Below are 15,407 nucleotides of genomic sequence, written 5' to 3' on the forward strand. Positions count from 1 at the left end.
TGATCCGGCAGCGGACAACCACAAGACAGAAAAGGAGCACCATGAAGAAATCGCTACTGACCCTCGCACTCGGTTCGCTGTTTGCCGGCGGCGCCTACGCGCAAACGTCGGTCACGCTGTACGGCATTGCCGACGCCAGCATCCATTACACGACCAACGCCGATGCCAACAACCACGGCCAACTCGCGATGGACAATGGTGCCATCACGCAAAGCCGCTGGGGCCTGAAGGGCGCCGAAGCCCTGGGCAACAACCTGAAGGCCATCTTCCAACTGGAAAACGGCTTCAACGTGCCCAACGGCACGATGAGCTCGTCGGGCCAGATCTTCAACCGTCAAGCCTACGTTGGCCTGGCTGGTGACTTCGGCGCCGTGAAGCTGGGCCGCCAGTACACCGAAGGGTTTAATTTCTTCGGCGACTACGATCCGCTGACCATCGGTAACTACACCGGTAACTCGTGGATGTACTACAGCCTGACGCAGCTCCGTCGCAACAACGTTGTCAGCTACGGCGGTTCGTTCAGCGGTTTTGATTTCGGCGCAAGCTACGGCTTCGGCGAAACCCCGGGCAGCTTCACGAAGGCAAGCGGTTCGGGCGCCGGCATCAACACGCCGTACTTTGGCGTGCGCGCAGCCTACAACTACGGCCCGTTCGGCGTGGGTGGCGTGTACCAGGAAATTCGCGACGCCAATGGCAACAAGCAGCAAATGTGGGGCGCTGCTGGTAAGTACGCGATCGGCCCGGCAAAGATCTTCCTGGGCTACATCGGTGGTCGCGACCACACCGGCCTGATGGACAACATCCTGAACAACGCCGCCGTCGTCACGACGAACGCCAACCCGGCTCCGAACACCGTCGGTACGGCTGCTGCCAACGCCAATCCGCGCAAGGACACGCTGGGCTACATCGGCGCGACCTACCAGGCCACTCCGGCCCTGGCGCTGACCGGTGCGTTCTACGCCGACTACGTCGAAAACAAGAACGGTATCGCCGACAACAATGGCCGCCGCTACACGGCCGCGCTGATCGCCGAGTACTCGCTGTCGAAGCGCACGCAAGTCTATGGTGCTGCGGACTTCAACAAGGTTTCGGGCGCTACCACGACCGAACTGCCGGGCCGCAACAACCAGACCAGCTTCGGCGCTGGCATCCGCCACATCTTCTGATTGTTGGTTTGATCAGTTGGCAGAAAGGCACCTTCGGGTGCCTTTCTTTTTTTGCGGTGGCGGTGGCGGAGTCGAAGGTGGAGGTGGAGGTGGCGGTGGTGTCGACGGTGGCGCCGTCCCCGACGTCGTCAGCAGTTCCAGACGATAGCCATGCGTGTAGAGCGGCTGGAGCCGCACGCCGTTGTGCTCCCACAGGCCGAGCTTGGTACGCACGCGCGAGACATGGGTGTCGATGGTGCGCGACAGCGGCGGCAGTTCCTTGCCCCAGATCGCCGCAAGCATGTATTCGCGTGGCACGGCGCGGCCCTCATTGCGGAACAGGAGCAGCGCGACTTCGAACTCCTTCGGCGTCAGCCGTACCTCCTGCCCGTGGCACGTGGCCTCGTGCGTCACGGCATCAAAGCGGAAACAGCCCCAGGTCAACCGTCCATCGTCTGGCTGGCGAGAGTCCGGGTACGCTCGCCGCAGCAGCGCTGCGATGCGCGCGCCGAGTTCGCGCGGCCGGATCGGCTTGACCATATAGTCGTCGGCGCCGGCACTCAACGTTGCGACAATGTCCGCCTCGGTGTCACGCCCAGTCAGGAACATCACCGGTATGCGCGGGTCCAGGTGCGCGCGCACCCAGTCCAGTACTTCCCGGCCCGAGACATGCGGCACGTGCCAGTCAAGCAGCAACAGGTCGAACGTGACCTTGCGCAACGTGACCAGCATGCGCCTGCCATCGGCGAACGTTACGCACTCGTGCCCTTCCGCCGTCACGATCTCGCGAATCCTCGCGGCCTCGGCAGCGTCATCCTCCAGCGAGGCAACCCTCAGTCCCATCCTTGTCATGCGTCGTCGCTCCCACGTGGAGCGTCCAGTGAAATCGCTGACGACCATTAGAGGCGTGTGAGCGAGAAAACCCTATAAGACGATGCTCATTTTCTGCATCGGCCACAAATGTTTACTTTCGTTTGGCGCGCGCATCGGCCTACCATGACCCGGAACATCTGACCTGAACAGGAAGGAAACGCATCTTGAGAATCGCCGCGCTCGAAGACGACCCCGCCCGCGCCATCGTGCTGGAGCGAGCGTTGCATCCCGGCGGACACACGCTTGCGCGATTTCGCAGCAGCCAGCCGATGATCGAGGCAATGCGTCGCGAGCCGTTCGATCTGCTGCTGCTGGACCGGGACGTGGCCGGTACCAACGCCGACGATCTGCTCGATTGGGTGCGGCGCACGCTGGGACACGGGATGCCGGTGATGATGCTGGGCCAGAGCGATGCGGAGGAAGTGGTCGTGGGCTGCCTCGCGGCTGGCGCGGATGCGTACGTGCCACAGCCCGCGCGATGCGATGAGCTGCGGGCCCGCATCGAGGCATTGACCCGGCGGGCAGCGGTGCCCGGCATGACGGTTGCCACCGTGCCGCCCGGCGCGCTAGGGGACACCTCCGATCAACTCGTCTGCGGCGTGTTCCGCTTTGCGGTAGCGGAGCACCGCGTGTGGGTCAACAGCACGACCGTGGCCCTGTCGCCCAAGGAATACGCGCTGGCGCTGCTGCTGTTCCGCAACCTTGGCGCGCTGGTGACGCGCCGCGCGATGATCGAGCACGTTTGGCCTGCCACGGGTATCAAGGAGCAGGCGCGCACCATCGACAGCCACCTGTCACGGGTACGCACCAAACTCGCGCTCTGGCCGTTCAACGGCATCATGCTGCGTTCGGTCTATCGGCTCGGGAGCCGCCTGGACCCGATAGAAACAGCCGTCGCGACACGCGGCCGGCCGTCATTGGCTGCCCTATGAGGCGGATGAGGCGGATGAGGTGGATGAGGCAGCCGCCTTCGGCTGAACCGAATCCATCTCAATCGATCTTGATGCCGGCTTCCTTGACGATGCGCGCGTTCTCCGCCGACTCGGCGCGAATGGCCGCGCCGAACTGTGCCGCCGATCCACCCGTGGGCACCTCGCCGCCGCGCAGCAGGCGGTCGCGCACGTCGGGCTCGGCCAGCGCCTTGTTCAGTTCCGCATTGAGCTTGTTGATGATGGCCGGCGGCGTCTTGCCCGGCGCGAAGATACCGAACGTCGAGGTCAGGTTGGCCTTGGGATAGCCCAGCTCGTCCATGGTCGGCACATTGGGCAGCGAGTCGATGCGCTTCGGCGCGCCCACGGCGATGGCGCGCAGGCGCCCGGCCTGCATGTGCTGCGTCAGCATGGGGCTGGCGTTGGTGCTCATCACCTCGAACTGTCCGCCGAGCGCGTCATTCATCTGCTGGCCGGCACCCTTGTACGGGATCATCGTCAGTTCGGTCTTCGACTTGGCCTTGATCTGCTCAAGCATCACGTGGCCCACCGTGCCAAGGCCAGACGTGGCCCAGCGCACCGAGCCGGGCTTTGCCTTGGCCTGCGCGATCAGGTCCTGGAACGATTTGCCGGAGAAGCTCGGCGTGGCTACCACGAGCACCGGCGAGTACATCACGCTCATCACCGGCGCCACGTCGTGCTGCGGGTCGTAGTTGACGTGGCCCACGTGCGGATTGAGCGTCAGCGGGCTGGTCGACGAGAAACCGACCGTGTAGCCGTCCGGCGCGGCCTTGGCCACAGCGTCGATGCCGATGCTGCCACCCGCTCCGGCCTTGTTCTCGACCACCACCGAGGTGCCCATCTGCACCGAGAGCTTTTCGCCCAGCGCACGCGCCACGGCGTCGCTGATGCCGCCGGTCGGATAGGCGACGATCATGCGGATCGGGCGGCTCGGATAGTTGTCCGCGGCGAAGGCCGGGACGGAGATGGAGGCGGTCAGGGCAGCGGCCGCGATGAACGCGGCGTGCAGCGGCAGGGATCGGAAGGCGACCATGATCGGGCTTGAGCGGGAAATTGGCGGGAATCTGCGGATTTGGCGGGACGTGGCGGGAAATGCATGGCCGCGTCCGAATTGCCGCCATCTTAGCCGATCCGGCCCGCGCCCCTGAAACGGGCGAGCGGTTATCGCACCAGCGGATGCTCCGGCACCCACGACACGAACAGCTCGTTGGCCCGGTCATAGAGCCGCCATGCAGTACCGCATTCCCGGCACCGGAACGACAACATGCTGAATGGCACGCCGGCCGCGCTCTGGCTGACCAGCGGCGCCGTGTTGTGCAGGGCCAGGCAGGGATGGGGTTCGCGCCGGCGCGGGTCGTCAGCCAGTGCCAGGCAATGGGCACAGGCAGGGTGCGCAGGCGCACGGGAAGGCACGGCGGCAGACATGGCGGGGGTCCCAGGGGGCTGGAGTACGGCGGACTTCATGACCACCATGATGCCGCAAATTCGATGCCAGGATGACCAATGTCTGCAGCGCCCGCGCGACAGGATACGCGGACGGCGCGTGAATCGTGACGAGACTCACGCCGGGGCCTTTACCGCGACGCCCCGATTCCGCAACATTCCAACTTTCCGCACAGAAGACACCACAAGGAGTGTTCCCGTCATGCACGCTGCCCCTCACCCTGCCCTGCGTACCCGCCTGGCCCGCCTGGCCGTCTTGCCCGCCGCGTTGGCGCTGGCCGGCGCGATCTGCGCCCTGCCGGCCCAGGCCGAGCCCGTGCAGCCGGCCTTTCAGCTTGCGCAGCAGGAAAAGCCGGCGCTGATCGACACGCTCAAGGACCTGGTCTCGATCGAGTCCGGCAGCAAGGATATCGAAGGCCTGGACCGCATCGCCAACCTGATTCGCGACCGCCTGGCCGCGCTCGGCGGCGACGCGAAGCTGGTCGAGCCAACCGACATCTATCGCATGGAGGACACCCCGGCCAAGGTGGGCAAGATGGTCATGGCCCAGTTCAAGGGCACCGGCCAACGCAAGATCATGCTGATCGCGCACATGGACACGGTGTACCTGCGCGGAATGCTCGCGCAGCAGCCCTTCCGCGTCGACGGGGATCGCGCCTACGGCCTGGGCATTGCCGACGACAAGAACGGCGTGGCGGTGATCCTGCATACCGTGGCCATCCTGCAGAAGATGAAGTTCAAGGACTATGGCACGCTGACCGTGCTGATCAACGGCGACGAGGAAATCAGCTCGCCGGGCGCTCGCGCCACGTTGACGAAGCTGGGGGCGGAGCAGGATGCCGTGTTCTCCTGCGAAGCCTCGCGCGTCACCGGCGACCGGCTTTCGCTGGCCACGAGCGGCATCGGCGCCATCTCGCTCAAGGTCGACGGCAAGTCCTCCCACGCGGGAAGCTCGCCGGAACTGGGGCGTAATGCGCTCTACGAGCTATCGCACCAGATCCTGCAGATGCGCGACCTGTCCAACCCGGACACCGGCCTCAAGGTCAACTGGACCCTGTCCCACGCCGGCACCAACCGCAACGTGATTCCGGCCGTGGCCACCGCTCAGGCCGATGTGCGCGTGCTGCGCACCGCCGACTACGACGGCCTGGAGCGCACGCTGCAGGAGCGGATCCAGAAGAAGCTGATTCCCGACACAAAGGTCGAAGTGAAGTTCGAGCGCCGTCGCCCGCCGCTGGAAGCCACACCGGCATCCCGTGCGCTGGCAACGCACGCGCAGGGCATCTATGCCGAAATCGGCGAGAAGCTGGCTGTCTATGACACCGCCGAAGGCGGCGGCACCGATGCGGCATTTGCGGCGGCCGCCACCAAGGCACCGGTGATCGAACGCTTCGGCCTGCGCGGCTTCGGCGCGCATTCGAACGACGCGGAGTATGTGGACTTGAACTCGGTCACGCCGCGTCTGTATCTGCTGACGCGGATGATCATGGATGTCTCGCAGGACAAGACGGGGAAGTGATCGAGGAAGGGAAGTGACTCCCCCTCCTGCTCTGGCGGGAGGGGGTTAGAACCATCAGCCGTTCAAGCCGCTTTCGCCCTTTCGCGCAGGTCCGGCAGGAATACCGCGAGCAGGCCCAGCAGCGGCAGGAACGCGCAAAGCTGGTACACGGTCTCGATGCCGTGCACATCGGCCAGCCGGCCGAGCACTGCGGCGCCGATACCGCCCATGCCGAAGGCAAACCCGAAGAACAGCCCGGACACCATGCCCACCTTGCCCGGGATCAGTTCCTGGGCGAACACCAGGATGGCCGAGAAGGCCGAGGCCAGGATGAAGCCGATCACCACGGACAGCACGGCAGTCCAGAACAGGTTGGCATGGGGCAGCATCAGCGTGAACGGCGCCACGCCCAGGATCGACGCCCAGATCACGCGCTTGCGGCCGATGCGGTCACCGATCGGCCCGCCCATGATCGTGCCCGCCGCTACGGCGAACAGGAACAGGAACAGGTAGATTTGCGAGGTCTGACGCGCCAGGCCGAACTTCTCCATCAGGTAGAACGTGTAGTACGTGTTCAGGCTGGCCATGTAGAAGTACTTGGAGAAGATCAGCAGCAGCAGCACCACGATGGCGCGCACCACTGTCGACTTCGGCAGCTTGTTGACCACGACGCCGGCGCCCTTCTTCTTCGCGGCGCGCTCGGCCAGGTGCCGGCCGTACCAGCCGCCGATCTGCCACAGCACGGCGATGGCCAGCAGCGCGGCCAGCGAGAACCACGCCACGCTGCCCTGCGAGTGAACGATCCACGCCGCCAGCAGCGGACCCATCGCACTGCCGCCGTTACCGCCCACCTGGAAGATCGACTGGGCCAGCCCGTGCTGGCCGCCCGACGCCAGCCGCGCCACGCGCGACGATTCCGGGTGGAAGATCGACGAACCGGTTCCCACCAGCGCTGCGGCAACCAGCAGCACGCCATAGGTCGGGGCCACTGACAGCAGCAACAGGCCGCACAGCGTGAATCCCATGCCGATGGCGAGCGAATGCGGCTTCGGATGCTTGTCCGTGTACAGGCCGACCACCGGCTGCAGTAGCGACGCAGTGACCTGATACGTCAGCGTCAGCAGGCCGATCTGCGTGAAGCTCAGGTTGAAGCCGCCCTTGAGCATCGGATAGATGGCAAGGATCAGCGACTGGATCATGTCGTTGAGGAAGTGCGCGAAACTGATCGCGTACAGCACGCGGAAGCGTGTGCCTTCCTCACGGTCGGCCGGATGGGCCGGATTGATGGTTGTGCTCATGGTGCGGGGGCGCATTGGCCAGTCATGCTTGGCAAAAGCCCGGGCGCCCGAACAGCGCGCGGCCGGGAAGTGTGACGATGCTAATTGGCAAACTGCCGCCTGTCCTGCGAGAATGAGGCCGTAACTTTGGAGAAAAGGACATGCCAGCCGAAGCGCCGAACGCTGCCCATGCCGACGGGCGGCCCGATACTTACTCGGAACAGCCCGCCTACCTCCAGTACGACCGCGGCCCGATGCCCGTGGCGGCCATGGCGGCGGACTACCTGCCGACCCACGTCACCAAGCCCCACCAGCACCCGCACGCGCAACTCATCCATGCCGTGCACGGGGTGATGGTGGTCTCGACGTCCGAAGGACAGTGGATCGTGCCGCCGACCCGCGGCATGTGGATGCCCGGGGGCACCGTGCACTGGATCCGCATGGTCGGGCACGTGCAGATGCGCACGGCCTACATCCGCCCCGACGCCGCGCCGAACCTGCCCACGCGCTGTACCGTACTCGGTATTTCTCCGCTGCTGCGCGAGTTGATCCTGGCCGCGATCGACATTCCCCTGCCCTATTCGCCCGACTCGCGCGAATCCCGGCTGATGCAATTGCTGCTCGATGAAGTCACGCTGGTACCCACGCTGCCGCTCCACCTGCCCCGCCCGACGGACAGGGACCTGCGCGTGATCTGCGAGCAGATCACCGACAGCCCCGACTCTGGCCTGACGCTGGCTGACTGGGGCGACAGGCTTGGCGTGGATCCCAAGACCATTCAGCGCCGATTCGCGCGCGAAACCGGGATGACGTTCGGCCAGTGGCGCCAGCAGGCACGGCTGCTGGCCGCGTTAGAGCGGCTGGCGGCAGGCGACAAGGTGGTGGATGTGGCGCTCGACATGGGCTATGGCAGCCCGAGCGCCTTCGCGACGATGTTCCGGCGGCAGTTCGGCGTGCCGCCGAGCGCCTTCTTCAAATAGTCTTGTCGCCCTGTCCTACCCGGCAAGGTAGCGCTCGACCAGCCGCGTCCAGTAGGCCGCCCCGACGGTCAGGTTGTCGTCGTTGAAGTCGTAGCCGGCGTTGTGAAGCAGCGGCTGGTTGACCCCATTGCCCATCCGGACGAAACACCCGGGCCGCTGCTGCAGGAAGTAAGCGAAGTCCTCGCTGCCGGCGATACGGTGGAAATTCGCGATCGCACGTTCGGGGCCCACCAGTTCCTCGGCCACCTGGCGTGCGAACTCGGTCTCCGCTTCGCTGTTGACCAGCACCGGATAGCCACGCACGTACTCGATATCGGCCGTTGCGCCATAGCCCTCGGCGTGTGACGTGGCAAGCTGCCTGATGCGCGTTTCCATGGAGGCCCGCACATCCGCACTGAATGAGCGCACGCTGAGTTCCATGCGCGCGCTATCGGGAATCACATTGGGCGCGTGGCCCGCGTGCAGTGTGCCGATGGTCACCACGGCAGTCTCGTTCGGATCGACGTTACGCGCCACGATGGACTGCAACGCCATGACCAGGCTGCCCGCGACCAGGATCGGATCGATCGACTGATGCGGCCGCGCGGCATGGCCACCCTTCCCTCGGATGGTGATCGCTACGGTGTCACACGCGGCCATGAACGGGCCCGAACGGAACATGAAGGTACCGGCCTCGGCACCCGGATGGTTGTGCAGGCCAAAGATTGCATCGCACGGAAAGCGTTCGAACAGGCCGTCGGCCAGCATCCGTTCCGCGCCACCGCCCGCCCCGATCTCCTCGGCCGGCTGGAAGATCAGGTGCACGGTGCCATCGAATTGCCGGGTACGTGCCAGTTGCCGCGCGGCACCCAGCAGCACGGCGGTGTGGCCGTCATGGCCACACGCGTGCATCTTGCCGTCGTGCACGCTGGCATAGGGCAAGCCCGACCGCTCGTGGATCGGCAATGCATCCATGTCGGCGCGAATGCCGACGCTGCGTTGTCCTGCGCCCACTCGCAGCGAGGCCACCACGCCGGTACCGCCCACGCCACGTGTAACCGTGTAGCCCCAGTTCTCCAGCTTGCTGGCGACGAGTTCGGCCGTGTGGACCTCGTTGAAGGCAAGCTCGGGATGCTGGTGGATATGGCGTCGGATGTCCTGCAGTTCGTCACGCGAGTCGAGCGTGTCGTGCAGGGTGCAGAAGGACCGGGTGGGGGAATCCTTGGCGAGGCGGACGGAGACGGACTTGAGGATCGATGCGACTTCAGGGGCGTCGATGTCGGGGTCTTCGATTTCGGGGGCGTGTTCAGACATGACAGTGCTCTAAACGGCAGACATGTATGAACAGTATTTCACGCACCCCAAGGAAGAAAACCTGGAATGCTGATTTCGTGCGAAAACGCCCGGAATCACGGCAAAACTGTTGCCCTGATCGGACGCTTTGTGTGGAACTGCGACGATTTGTGTGAAGACGTTTCCGTTGGGAACCCGCGCCGATGTCGCCGCGGGCACCCAACCGCCCTGCCCTGGATCCGTCTGAATCCGCCTAGATTCGTATTGCGCCACCGCGCCCGACGTAGGCCACGACGTTCTGGGACTGCTCGCCAAGCCCCTCGACGCCCAGGCGCATCACGTCGCCGGCACGCAGGTAGCGTGGCGGCTTGAAGCCCATGCCGACACCCGGCGGCGTGCCGGTGGCGATCAGGTCGCCGGGCTCCAGCGTCATGAAGCGGCTAACGTAGCTGACGATCGTCGCCACATCGAAAACCATGGTGGCCGTGCTGCCCTTCTGCATGCGCTCGCCATTGACGTCGAGCCACATCCCCAGCTTTTGCGCGTCGGGCACCTCGTCACGCGTGACCAGCCACGGGCCCGCCGGACAGAAAGTGTCGCAGCCCTTGCCCTTGTCCCAGGTGCCGCCGCGTTCGAGCTGGAATTCGCGCTCAGAGACATCATTGACCACGCAGTAGCCGGCCACGTAGTCGAGCGCCTGCTCCTTCCACACATTCCGAGCCCGGGTGCCAATCACCACGCCCAGTTCCACTTCCCAGTCCGATTTCTGCGAATCGAGCGGCAACATCACGTTGTCGTTCGGGCCGTTCAGCGACGTGTTGGCCTTCAGGAACACGATCGGCTCGGTCGGCAGCGGCATGCCGGCTTCGGCGGCGTGGTCGGCATAGTTCAGGCCGATGGCAACGATCTTGCCAACGCCGCTCCAGGGCACGCCGAAGCGTCCGCCCTCCACCACCGGCAGCGTGGCGGGGTCGATGTTCGCCAGACGGGCCAGCACGCCGGGCGCCAGTTCCTGCGGGCCAATGTTGTCGATCACGCCGGACAGGTCGCGCACGCGGCCGTCGCTGTCCAACATGCCGGGGCGCTCGGCGCCGGGTTCTCCAATGCGGACTAGTTTCATGGGTCTCGTCTCCTTGCGGTAGCACCAGCCCGCGAGCATAGCGCAAGCGCGAGACCCCTGCCCGTTCAGCCCAGCATCGACGGCACACGGTAGTGGGCGGGCTCGAGCAGATCCAGCCCGCACTGCAACTGGTCGATCCAGTCGATGAAGCGATTGACCATCTCGCGGCCCCGGAACGAGGGCCCGTGCTGAGGCACGATCCACTCGATATCCATGGTCCGCGCCATCGCGGCCCAGAGCCGGCACGCCCGGTTGCCGCTCATATAGCGGCGATGGAACGCCAGCATCCGGCGGGCGTGGGCATCGAAATCGGTCACCACGGTGCCGGCTTCCGTCCCCGATGTCATCGTGGCCCCAAGGTCGCCCGAGAACAGGATCTTGCTGACCGGATCGTAGAACTGGAAATTGCCTTCGGAATGGAGGAAGTGCGCGGGCACCGCGATCAGCTGGCAATTGCCGAGCGGTATCACCATGCCACCATCCGGGATGGTCACGATGCGCCCCGCCGTTTTGCCTGCCTGGCAGAAATGCGGCAGAAAGCGTGCCCAAACCTGCGAGATCAGCACGCGGCTGTCCGACGATGTCAGCCAGCGCCCCACCGAAGCGACGATGTCCGGGTCCGCATGGGACGCCAGCACGTAGTCAAGCTGCTTGGGTGGGAAATAGCGGCTGATCGTCAGATACAGCTCGCTGTAGGTCATGTTTCCGCCCGGATCGATCAACGCCGCATGGCCGTTGTCGACCACCAGAAACTGGTTGCTCTGGACGACCTCGCCTTGACCCTCGTCGACCAGATCCGTGAATGCCAGACAGACATGCCCGCCCGCTTCGTACAACACGTTACTCATGATCCCTCTCTCGCCGCTCTAGTTTTGTTGTAAATGGCTAGGGGCGAAAGTAATGAGACGTAGGCGTTTCTTTATTGATGATGATCAAACTATGGCAGAAACAAGCCACGAAAACGACAGCCGCATGGACACGCTGCGGGGCAAGCCGCGCATCAGCGCGCGTTCAGCAGTTCTTCGATCTTCGAGACAAACTGCTTGTCGTCCGGCTTGACCATGCTGTTGTAGCTGCCGATGACCTGCCCCTTGCGGTCGATCAGGTACTTGTAGAAGTTCCACTTCGGCGCGGTGCCCGTCTCCTGGGCCAGCAGTGCGTACATCGGATTGGCGTCGCTGCCGCGCACATGGCTCTTGCCAAGCATCGGGAACTTGACCCCGTAGGTGTTGTAGCAAAAGTCGGCAATGTCCTTGGACGAGCCGGGTTCCTGGGAAAAGTCGTTGGACGGGAAACCGAGCACCACCAGCCCGCGTTCGCGGTACTTGGCGTACAGCGCCTCAAGGCCCTCGTACTGCGGCGTGAAGCCGCAATAGCTGGCCGTGTTCACGACCAGCACCACCTTGCCAGCGTACTGGCACAGGTTCTGCGGCGATTCGTCCTGGAGTCGCGGGAAGCGGAAGTTCAACGACGCCGGGCAATTGCCCGCCGGCTGCGCGGCCGCCGGCACGGCCTTTTCGGCGGCGCGAGCAGGTGGCGGCAGCATGACTGCCACGGCGGCGGCCAGCGTCAGCGCGCCAGCCAGAGCGGTTCGTTGCACGGATTCCAGGGTACGTTGGCGGGACATGAATCGGGGCTCCGGTGGCTTGAGGAGTGACTTTGGATGCAAGGAAGTCTACGCTCTCGGCCGATTCGCGTCATTCGGGCACACCCGGCCTCTCCCCTGGTTTGACGTCCTTATTCCATGTGGATCTTGGCCGCGTGCTCGGTCACGCTGCTGCGCAGTTCCAGATCCGGCATCCGACGCACGATCAGCAGCGCGATGATCGTGGCCACCGCGCCGGCCGCAAAAATCAGATGAAAGCCCGACTCCACGCCGCCAGCCAGCACATGGCGCACGGCTGGCGACAGGTGCGCCAGCGCCTCGCTGCCATGCCGTAGCGCGCCAAGGTCCAGCGCCTGCGTGACGCCGGCCCGGGCCAGCGCGTCGCGAAACTCCATGGCCAGCAGCGTGCCGGCCAGCGCGCCGCCGATCGAGCTGCCGAGCGAGCGCAGCACGAGCAGGGCGCCGGTGCCCGCGCCCATGTCACGGCGCTCCAGCGCGTTCTGCACGCTGATCAGCGTGCCAACCATCGCCATGCCCAGGCCGATACCGCCGATCGTCATCGCCAGCAGAACGAAGAAGGTCGGCACGGCGACGGTCACGGCGGCCAGCGAGACCAGCCCGACCGCCGCGGCAACGAAGCCGATGGTCAGGATGACGCGCATACGGCCCAGCCGCGGCGCGAGCCATGCCACCACGAAGTTGCCGGCGACGGTCGCCAGCAGGAACGGCACCACCAGCAGGCCCGACATCGACGCATCGGCGTCACGTACAAGCTGGAAATGCAGGGGCAGGGCGAAGATGCACAGGAAAATATTGAGCGCGGCCAGCGCCGATGCGCCCACGCCCATCACATAGGCGCGATTGCGGAACAGGCGCGGCGGCAGCATCGGGTCGGCGGCGCGGCGCTCCTGCCAGGCCAGCAACAGCACGGCCACCAGCGAGAGCGCCAGCAGGGCGGCCATCTCGGGCGAGATCCAGGCGAACGCCTCGCCGCCCCAGCTCATGGCAAGCAGGAACGCGACAATGGCCACGGCCAGGAGCAGGGCGCCTAGCCAATCGACCTGGGGCCGGCCGCCGCGCGGCTTCAGATGCGCGAGCCCCCGATAGCACATGGTCATCGCCAGCAGGCCGAGCGGCACGTTGATCCAGAACAGCCAGCGCCACGACATGTGATCGGACACCCAGCCGCCTACCAGCGGCCCCGCGATCGACGAGATCGCCCAGACCGTGGCCAGATAGCCCTGATAGCGGCCACGCTCGCGCGGCGCCACCACGTCGGCAATGGCCGCCTGCGCCAGCGACATCAGGCCGCCACCGCCGAGGCCCTGCAGCGCGCGGAACAGGATCAGCTGTGGCAGTGTCTGCGCCAGCGCGCAGGCCACCGAGGCCAGGATGAACAGCGAGATCGCCACCATCAGCAGACGGCGACGCCCGAAACTGTCGGACAGCTTGCCGTACAGCGGCGTAGTCACCGTGGACACGATCAGGTACGCGGTCACGATCCACGACAGGTGCCCGAATCCGTTGAGATCGTTCGCGATCGCCGGCACGGCCGGGATCACCACGGTCTGGTCGAGCGCCGCGAGCAGAATGCACAGCACGATGCCACCGATCACACGCATGATCGACGCGTGATCGTGAACGGCGGCTTGGGGGAGGGAAGCTGTGGCCTCTAGGGCCTCTGCGGTGGACTGGCTGGCGGGGGCGGTCGACGACATGCGGGGAGGGAGGGTGCGGCCGCAAGTCGGTGTATGCGGCCTAATTCAGTAACCGCATAATTATATGCATGCTTAGCATTTGGCGCTGACGGAATTGTCCGAATACCGGACACGCAAACGCCGGCCTGCGGCCGCCGTCGCATCACATTTGACATTACCTGGAGATCGCGGCCGATCGCACCGCGATCGGCGCGAAAACAGACCGCTTAGCGCGACCCGCCGTGGATGTAGTGCTCCAGTTGCTCGATGGTGAAGCGCTGCTCGCTGATGATGTCGTTCACGAGGTCACCGATCGAGATCATGCCGAGCAGTTGATCGCTATTCATCACCGGCAAGTGACGCAAGCGATGCCTGGTCATCAACGCCATGCACTCGTCGGTGGTCTGGTCAGCCCGGACATAGATCACCGCTGAGGTCATGATTTCGCGCACGAGGGTCTCGCGCGATGTGCGTTGCATCAGGATCACTTTGCGCGCGTAATCCCGTTCGCTGATGATGCCGACGATCTTCTGCTGCTCCATCACCAGCAGGGCACCGATGCCCTTCTCGGCCATGAGTTGCAGCGCAGCATAGACCGTCGCCGTGGGAGGAATGCTGAAGATCGCCTGATTTGCCTTGCTTTCCAGAACCTGCCGCGCGGTTTTCATGACACCGACTCCTTATTGCCGTTTTGGAAATATTCACTGCCCTGTGCGGGCCGCGCCAGCGGCACTGCGCAACGTGCATCCGGCTGCGTCCATTCAGATTAGCAAAGGAATCGCGGCACTCACAGGGTGACTTTCACGAATCTTTGTTTCACGCAAAACGCGCATCGGAATGGGGCACGCACCCCCGGCATCAATCCGGCAAGTGAGCAATGCGTCGCGGCCTCCTGAGCCAGAGCCTGGAGAACCGCTCCACCTCGGGATTCAGGTCACTATTGAACGATGTGGAAAACAACAGCGTCTGCCGGCTCTTCGGACATCGGCTCGCCGCAAAGCCGACATCGTCGACAAGTCCGAGGTCGAGCATCGATTCGGCGTCGTCGATCACCAGGATGCCGATCGCGCGCAGATCGAGGCTGCCGGCATCCAGGTGGTCGACAACCCTGCCCGGTGTGCCGACCACGACGTGCGCGCCGTGGATCAGGCTGTCGATCTGCGGACGCATCGCCGCGCCATGCATCAGCGCCACCACCTTCACGTGCCGGGCGGCGCGCACGCAGTCCCTGATGCGCTGGGCCACATGCTGCACGCGCTCGCGCGTCGGGCAGAGCACCAGCGCCTGCACATCGAACCGGCGCGGATCGAGATGATGGAGCAGGGCAACGGTGAAGGCCACAGTGCGCCCGCTGCCGGGAGACGCCTGCACGATGAGGTCGCGGCCGGCCAGCGCCTCTGGCAGCATGGCTGCCTGAAGCGGATTGATGGCATGCCATCCGAGTTCCGTCAGCGTCACCTGCAAAGCCGGTGCCAGCGGAAGCGCGGAAAACGGCGTGCCGGTCGAAATCGGCATCGATGCGGAGAACTTGGTGACGCGCATGGCA

The 15,407-nt window shown here is 64.9% G+C and carries 15 protein-coding genes; 4 read left to right on the forward strand and 11 right to left on the reverse strand.

Translation table 11 applies throughout. The features are described from left to right. Positions 1 to 41 precede the first annotated feature (41 nt). The gene (locus RN01_RS01475; protein WP_017515436.1) at positions 42 to 1,166 is read left to right on the forward strand and encodes a porin; all 1,125 of its coding nucleotides are present in this window, start codon (positions 42 to 44) and stop codon (positions 1,164 to 1,166) included. 12 nt (positions 1,167 to 1,178) lie between these two features. Here the strand turns inward: RN01_RS01475 and RN01_RS01480 are convergent, their stop codons facing one another. Beyond that, positions 1,179 to 1,997 (reverse strand): response regulator transcription factor, encoded by an 819-nt coding sequence (locus RN01_RS01480; protein ID WP_024569254.1) that lies wholly within the window; start codon positions 1,995 to 1,997, stop codon positions 1,179 to 1,181. 185 nt (positions 1,998 to 2,182) lie between these two features. Here RN01_RS01480 and RN01_RS01485 point away from each other — a divergent pair, with 185 nt between their 5' ends. After that, the gene (locus RN01_RS01485; RefSeq protein WP_017514558.1) at positions 2,183 to 2,950 is read left to right on the forward strand and encodes a response regulator transcription factor; all 768 of its coding nucleotides are present in this window, start codon (positions 2,183 to 2,185) and stop codon (positions 2,948 to 2,950) included. Between the two features lie 58 nt (positions 2,951 to 3,008). On the opposite strand, the gene RN01_RS01490 is transcribed toward RN01_RS01485, so the two are convergent. Both RN01_RS01490 and RN01_RS01495 read right to left on the reverse strand, forming a co-directional pair. Further along, positions 3,009 to 4,001 carry a tripartite tricarboxylate transporter substrate binding protein gene (locus RN01_RS01490; RefSeq protein ID WP_017514557.1) on the reverse strand — a complete coding sequence of 331 codons (993 nt, stop codon included), beginning with the start codon at positions 3,999 to 4,001 and terminating at the stop codon, positions 3,009 to 3,011. A gap of 128 nt (positions 4,002 to 4,129) precedes the next feature. Then, complete coding sequence (locus tag RN01_RS01495; RefSeq protein WP_017514556.1) at positions 4,130 to 4,393, reverse strand: hypothetical protein; 264 nt, start codon at positions 4,391 to 4,393, stop codon at positions 4,130 to 4,132. Positions 4,394 to 4,613: 220 nt separating this feature from the next. Between RN01_RS01495 and RN01_RS01500 the strand changes: the two genes are divergently transcribed. Next, positions 4,614 to 5,930 (forward strand): M20/M25/M40 family metallo-hydrolase, encoded by a 1,317-nt coding sequence (locus RN01_RS01500; protein WP_024569252.1) that lies wholly within the window; start codon positions 4,614 to 4,616, stop codon positions 5,928 to 5,930. Positions 5,931 to 5,992: 62 nt separating this feature from the next. On the opposite strand, the gene RN01_RS01505 is transcribed toward RN01_RS01500, so the two are convergent. Beyond that, positions 5,993 to 7,207 (reverse strand): MFS transporter, encoded by a 1,215-nt coding sequence (locus RN01_RS01505; RefSeq protein ID WP_024569251.1) that lies wholly within the window; start codon positions 7,205 to 7,207, stop codon positions 5,993 to 5,995. Between the two features lie 140 nt (positions 7,208 to 7,347). On the opposite strand from RN01_RS01505, the gene RN01_RS01510 reads away from it, so the two are divergent. Beyond that, positions 7,348 to 8,166, forward strand: a complete 819-nt coding sequence (locus RN01_RS01510; RefSeq protein WP_008645135.1) for a helix-turn-helix domain-containing protein — start codon at positions 7,348 to 7,350, stop codon at positions 8,164 to 8,166. 15 nt (positions 8,167 to 8,181) lie between these two features. Here the strand turns inward: RN01_RS01510 and RN01_RS01515 are convergent, their stop codons facing one another. From RN01_RS01515 to RN01_RS01545, 7 genes are all read right to left on the reverse strand, one after another. After that, entirely contained in the window at positions 8,182 to 9,459 is a 1,278-nt protein-coding gene (locus RN01_RS01515; RefSeq protein WP_024569250.1) for a M20 aminoacylase family protein, read from the reverse strand. A gap of 232 nt (positions 9,460 to 9,691) precedes the next feature. Next, positions 9,692 to 10,558, reverse strand: a complete 867-nt coding sequence (locus RN01_RS01520) for a fumarylacetoacetate hydrolase family protein (RefSeq protein ID WP_011514954.1) — start codon at positions 10,556 to 10,558, stop codon at positions 9,692 to 9,694. Positions 10,559 to 10,623: 65 nt separating this feature from the next. After that, on the reverse strand, positions 10,624 to 11,406 hold the full coding sequence (locus RN01_RS01525) for an MBL fold metallo-hydrolase (RefSeq protein ID WP_017514029.1): 783 nt from the start codon (positions 11,404 to 11,406) through the stop codon (positions 10,624 to 10,626). A gap of 152 nt (positions 11,407 to 11,558) precedes the next feature. Then, complete coding sequence (locus RN01_RS01530; RefSeq protein WP_008645142.1) at positions 11,559 to 12,185, reverse strand: glutathione peroxidase; 627 nt, start codon at positions 12,183 to 12,185, stop codon at positions 11,559 to 11,561. 110 nt (positions 12,186 to 12,295) lie between these two features. Further along, positions 12,296 to 13,882, reverse strand: coding sequence for an MDR family MFS transporter (locus RN01_RS01535; protein WP_080672723.1), 1,587 nt, complete (start codon positions 13,880 to 13,882; stop codon positions 12,296 to 12,298). A 206-nt stretch (positions 13,883 to 14,088) separates the two neighbouring features. Next, positions 14,089 to 14,529, reverse strand: a complete 441-nt coding sequence (locus tag RN01_RS01540) for a CBS domain-containing protein (RefSeq protein WP_008645806.1) — start codon at positions 14,527 to 14,529, stop codon at positions 14,089 to 14,091. Between the two features lie 190 nt (positions 14,530 to 14,719). Then, the gene (locus RN01_RS01545) at positions 14,720 to 15,403 is read right to left on the reverse strand and encodes a DEAD/DEAH box helicase (RefSeq protein WP_017516039.1); all 684 of its coding nucleotides are present in this window, start codon (positions 15,401 to 15,403) and stop codon (positions 14,720 to 14,722) included. Positions 15,404 to 15,407: the final 4 nt, after the last annotated feature.

The sequence above is a fragment of the Cupriavidus sp. SHE genome, assembly GCF_000812445.1.
GTDB lineage: Bacteria > Pseudomonadota > Gammaproteobacteria > Burkholderiales > Burkholderiaceae > Cupriavidus > Cupriavidus metallidurans.

Excerpts from the sequence above, each read along its gene's own strand:
- RN01_RS01475 (WP_017515436.1), top strand. The coding sequence starts at position 42 with ATGAAGAAATCGCTACTGACCCTCGCACTCGGTTCGCTGTTTGCCGGC.
- RN01_RS01515 (WP_024569250.1), bottom strand. The coding sequence starts at position 9,459 with ATGTCTGAACACGCCCCCGAAATCGAAGACCCCGACATCGACGCCCCT.
- RN01_RS01525 (WP_017514029.1), bottom strand. The coding sequence starts at position 11,406 with ATGAGTAACGTGTTGTACGAAGCGGGCGGGCATGTCTGTCTGGCATTC.
- RN01_RS01545 (WP_017516039.1), bottom strand. The coding sequence starts at position 15,403 with ATGCGCGTCACCAAGTTCTCCGCATCGATGCCGATTTCGACCGGCACG.
- RN01_RS01540 (WP_008645806.1), bottom strand. The coding sequence starts at position 14,529 with ATGAAAACCGCGCGGCAGGTTCTGGAAAGCAAGGCAAATCAGGCGATC.
- RN01_RS01490 (WP_017514557.1), bottom strand. The coding sequence starts at position 4,001 with ATGGTCGCCTTCCGATCCCTGCCGCTGCACGCCGCGTTCATCGCGGCC.
- RN01_RS01510 (WP_008645135.1), top strand. The coding sequence starts at position 7,348 with ATGCCAGCCGAAGCGCCGAACGCTGCCCATGCCGACGGGCGGCCCGAT.
- RN01_RS01480 (WP_024569254.1), bottom strand. The coding sequence starts at position 1,997 with ATGACAAGGATGGGACTGAGGGTTGCCTCGCTGGAGGATGACGCTGCC.
- RN01_RS01500 (WP_024569252.1), top strand. The coding sequence starts at position 4,614 with ATGCACGCTGCCCCTCACCCTGCCCTGCGTACCCGCCTGGCCCGCCTG.
- RN01_RS01495 (WP_017514556.1), bottom strand. The coding sequence starts at position 4,393 with ATGTCTGCCGCCGTGCCTTCCCGTGCGCCTGCGCACCCTGCCTGTGCC.
- RN01_RS01535 (WP_080672723.1), bottom strand. The coding sequence starts at position 13,882 with ATGTCGTCGACCGCCCCCGCCAGCCAGTCCACCGCAGAGGCCCTAGAG.
- RN01_RS01505 (WP_024569251.1), bottom strand. The coding sequence starts at position 7,207 with ATGAGCACAACCATCAATCCGGCCCATCCGGCCGACCGTGAGGAAGGC.
- RN01_RS01530 (WP_008645142.1), bottom strand. The coding sequence starts at position 12,185 with ATGTCCCGCCAACGTACCCTGGAATCCGTGCAACGAACCGCTCTGGCT.
- RN01_RS01520 (WP_011514954.1), bottom strand. The coding sequence starts at position 10,558 with ATGAAACTAGTCCGCATTGGAGAACCCGGCGCCGAGCGCCCCGGCATG.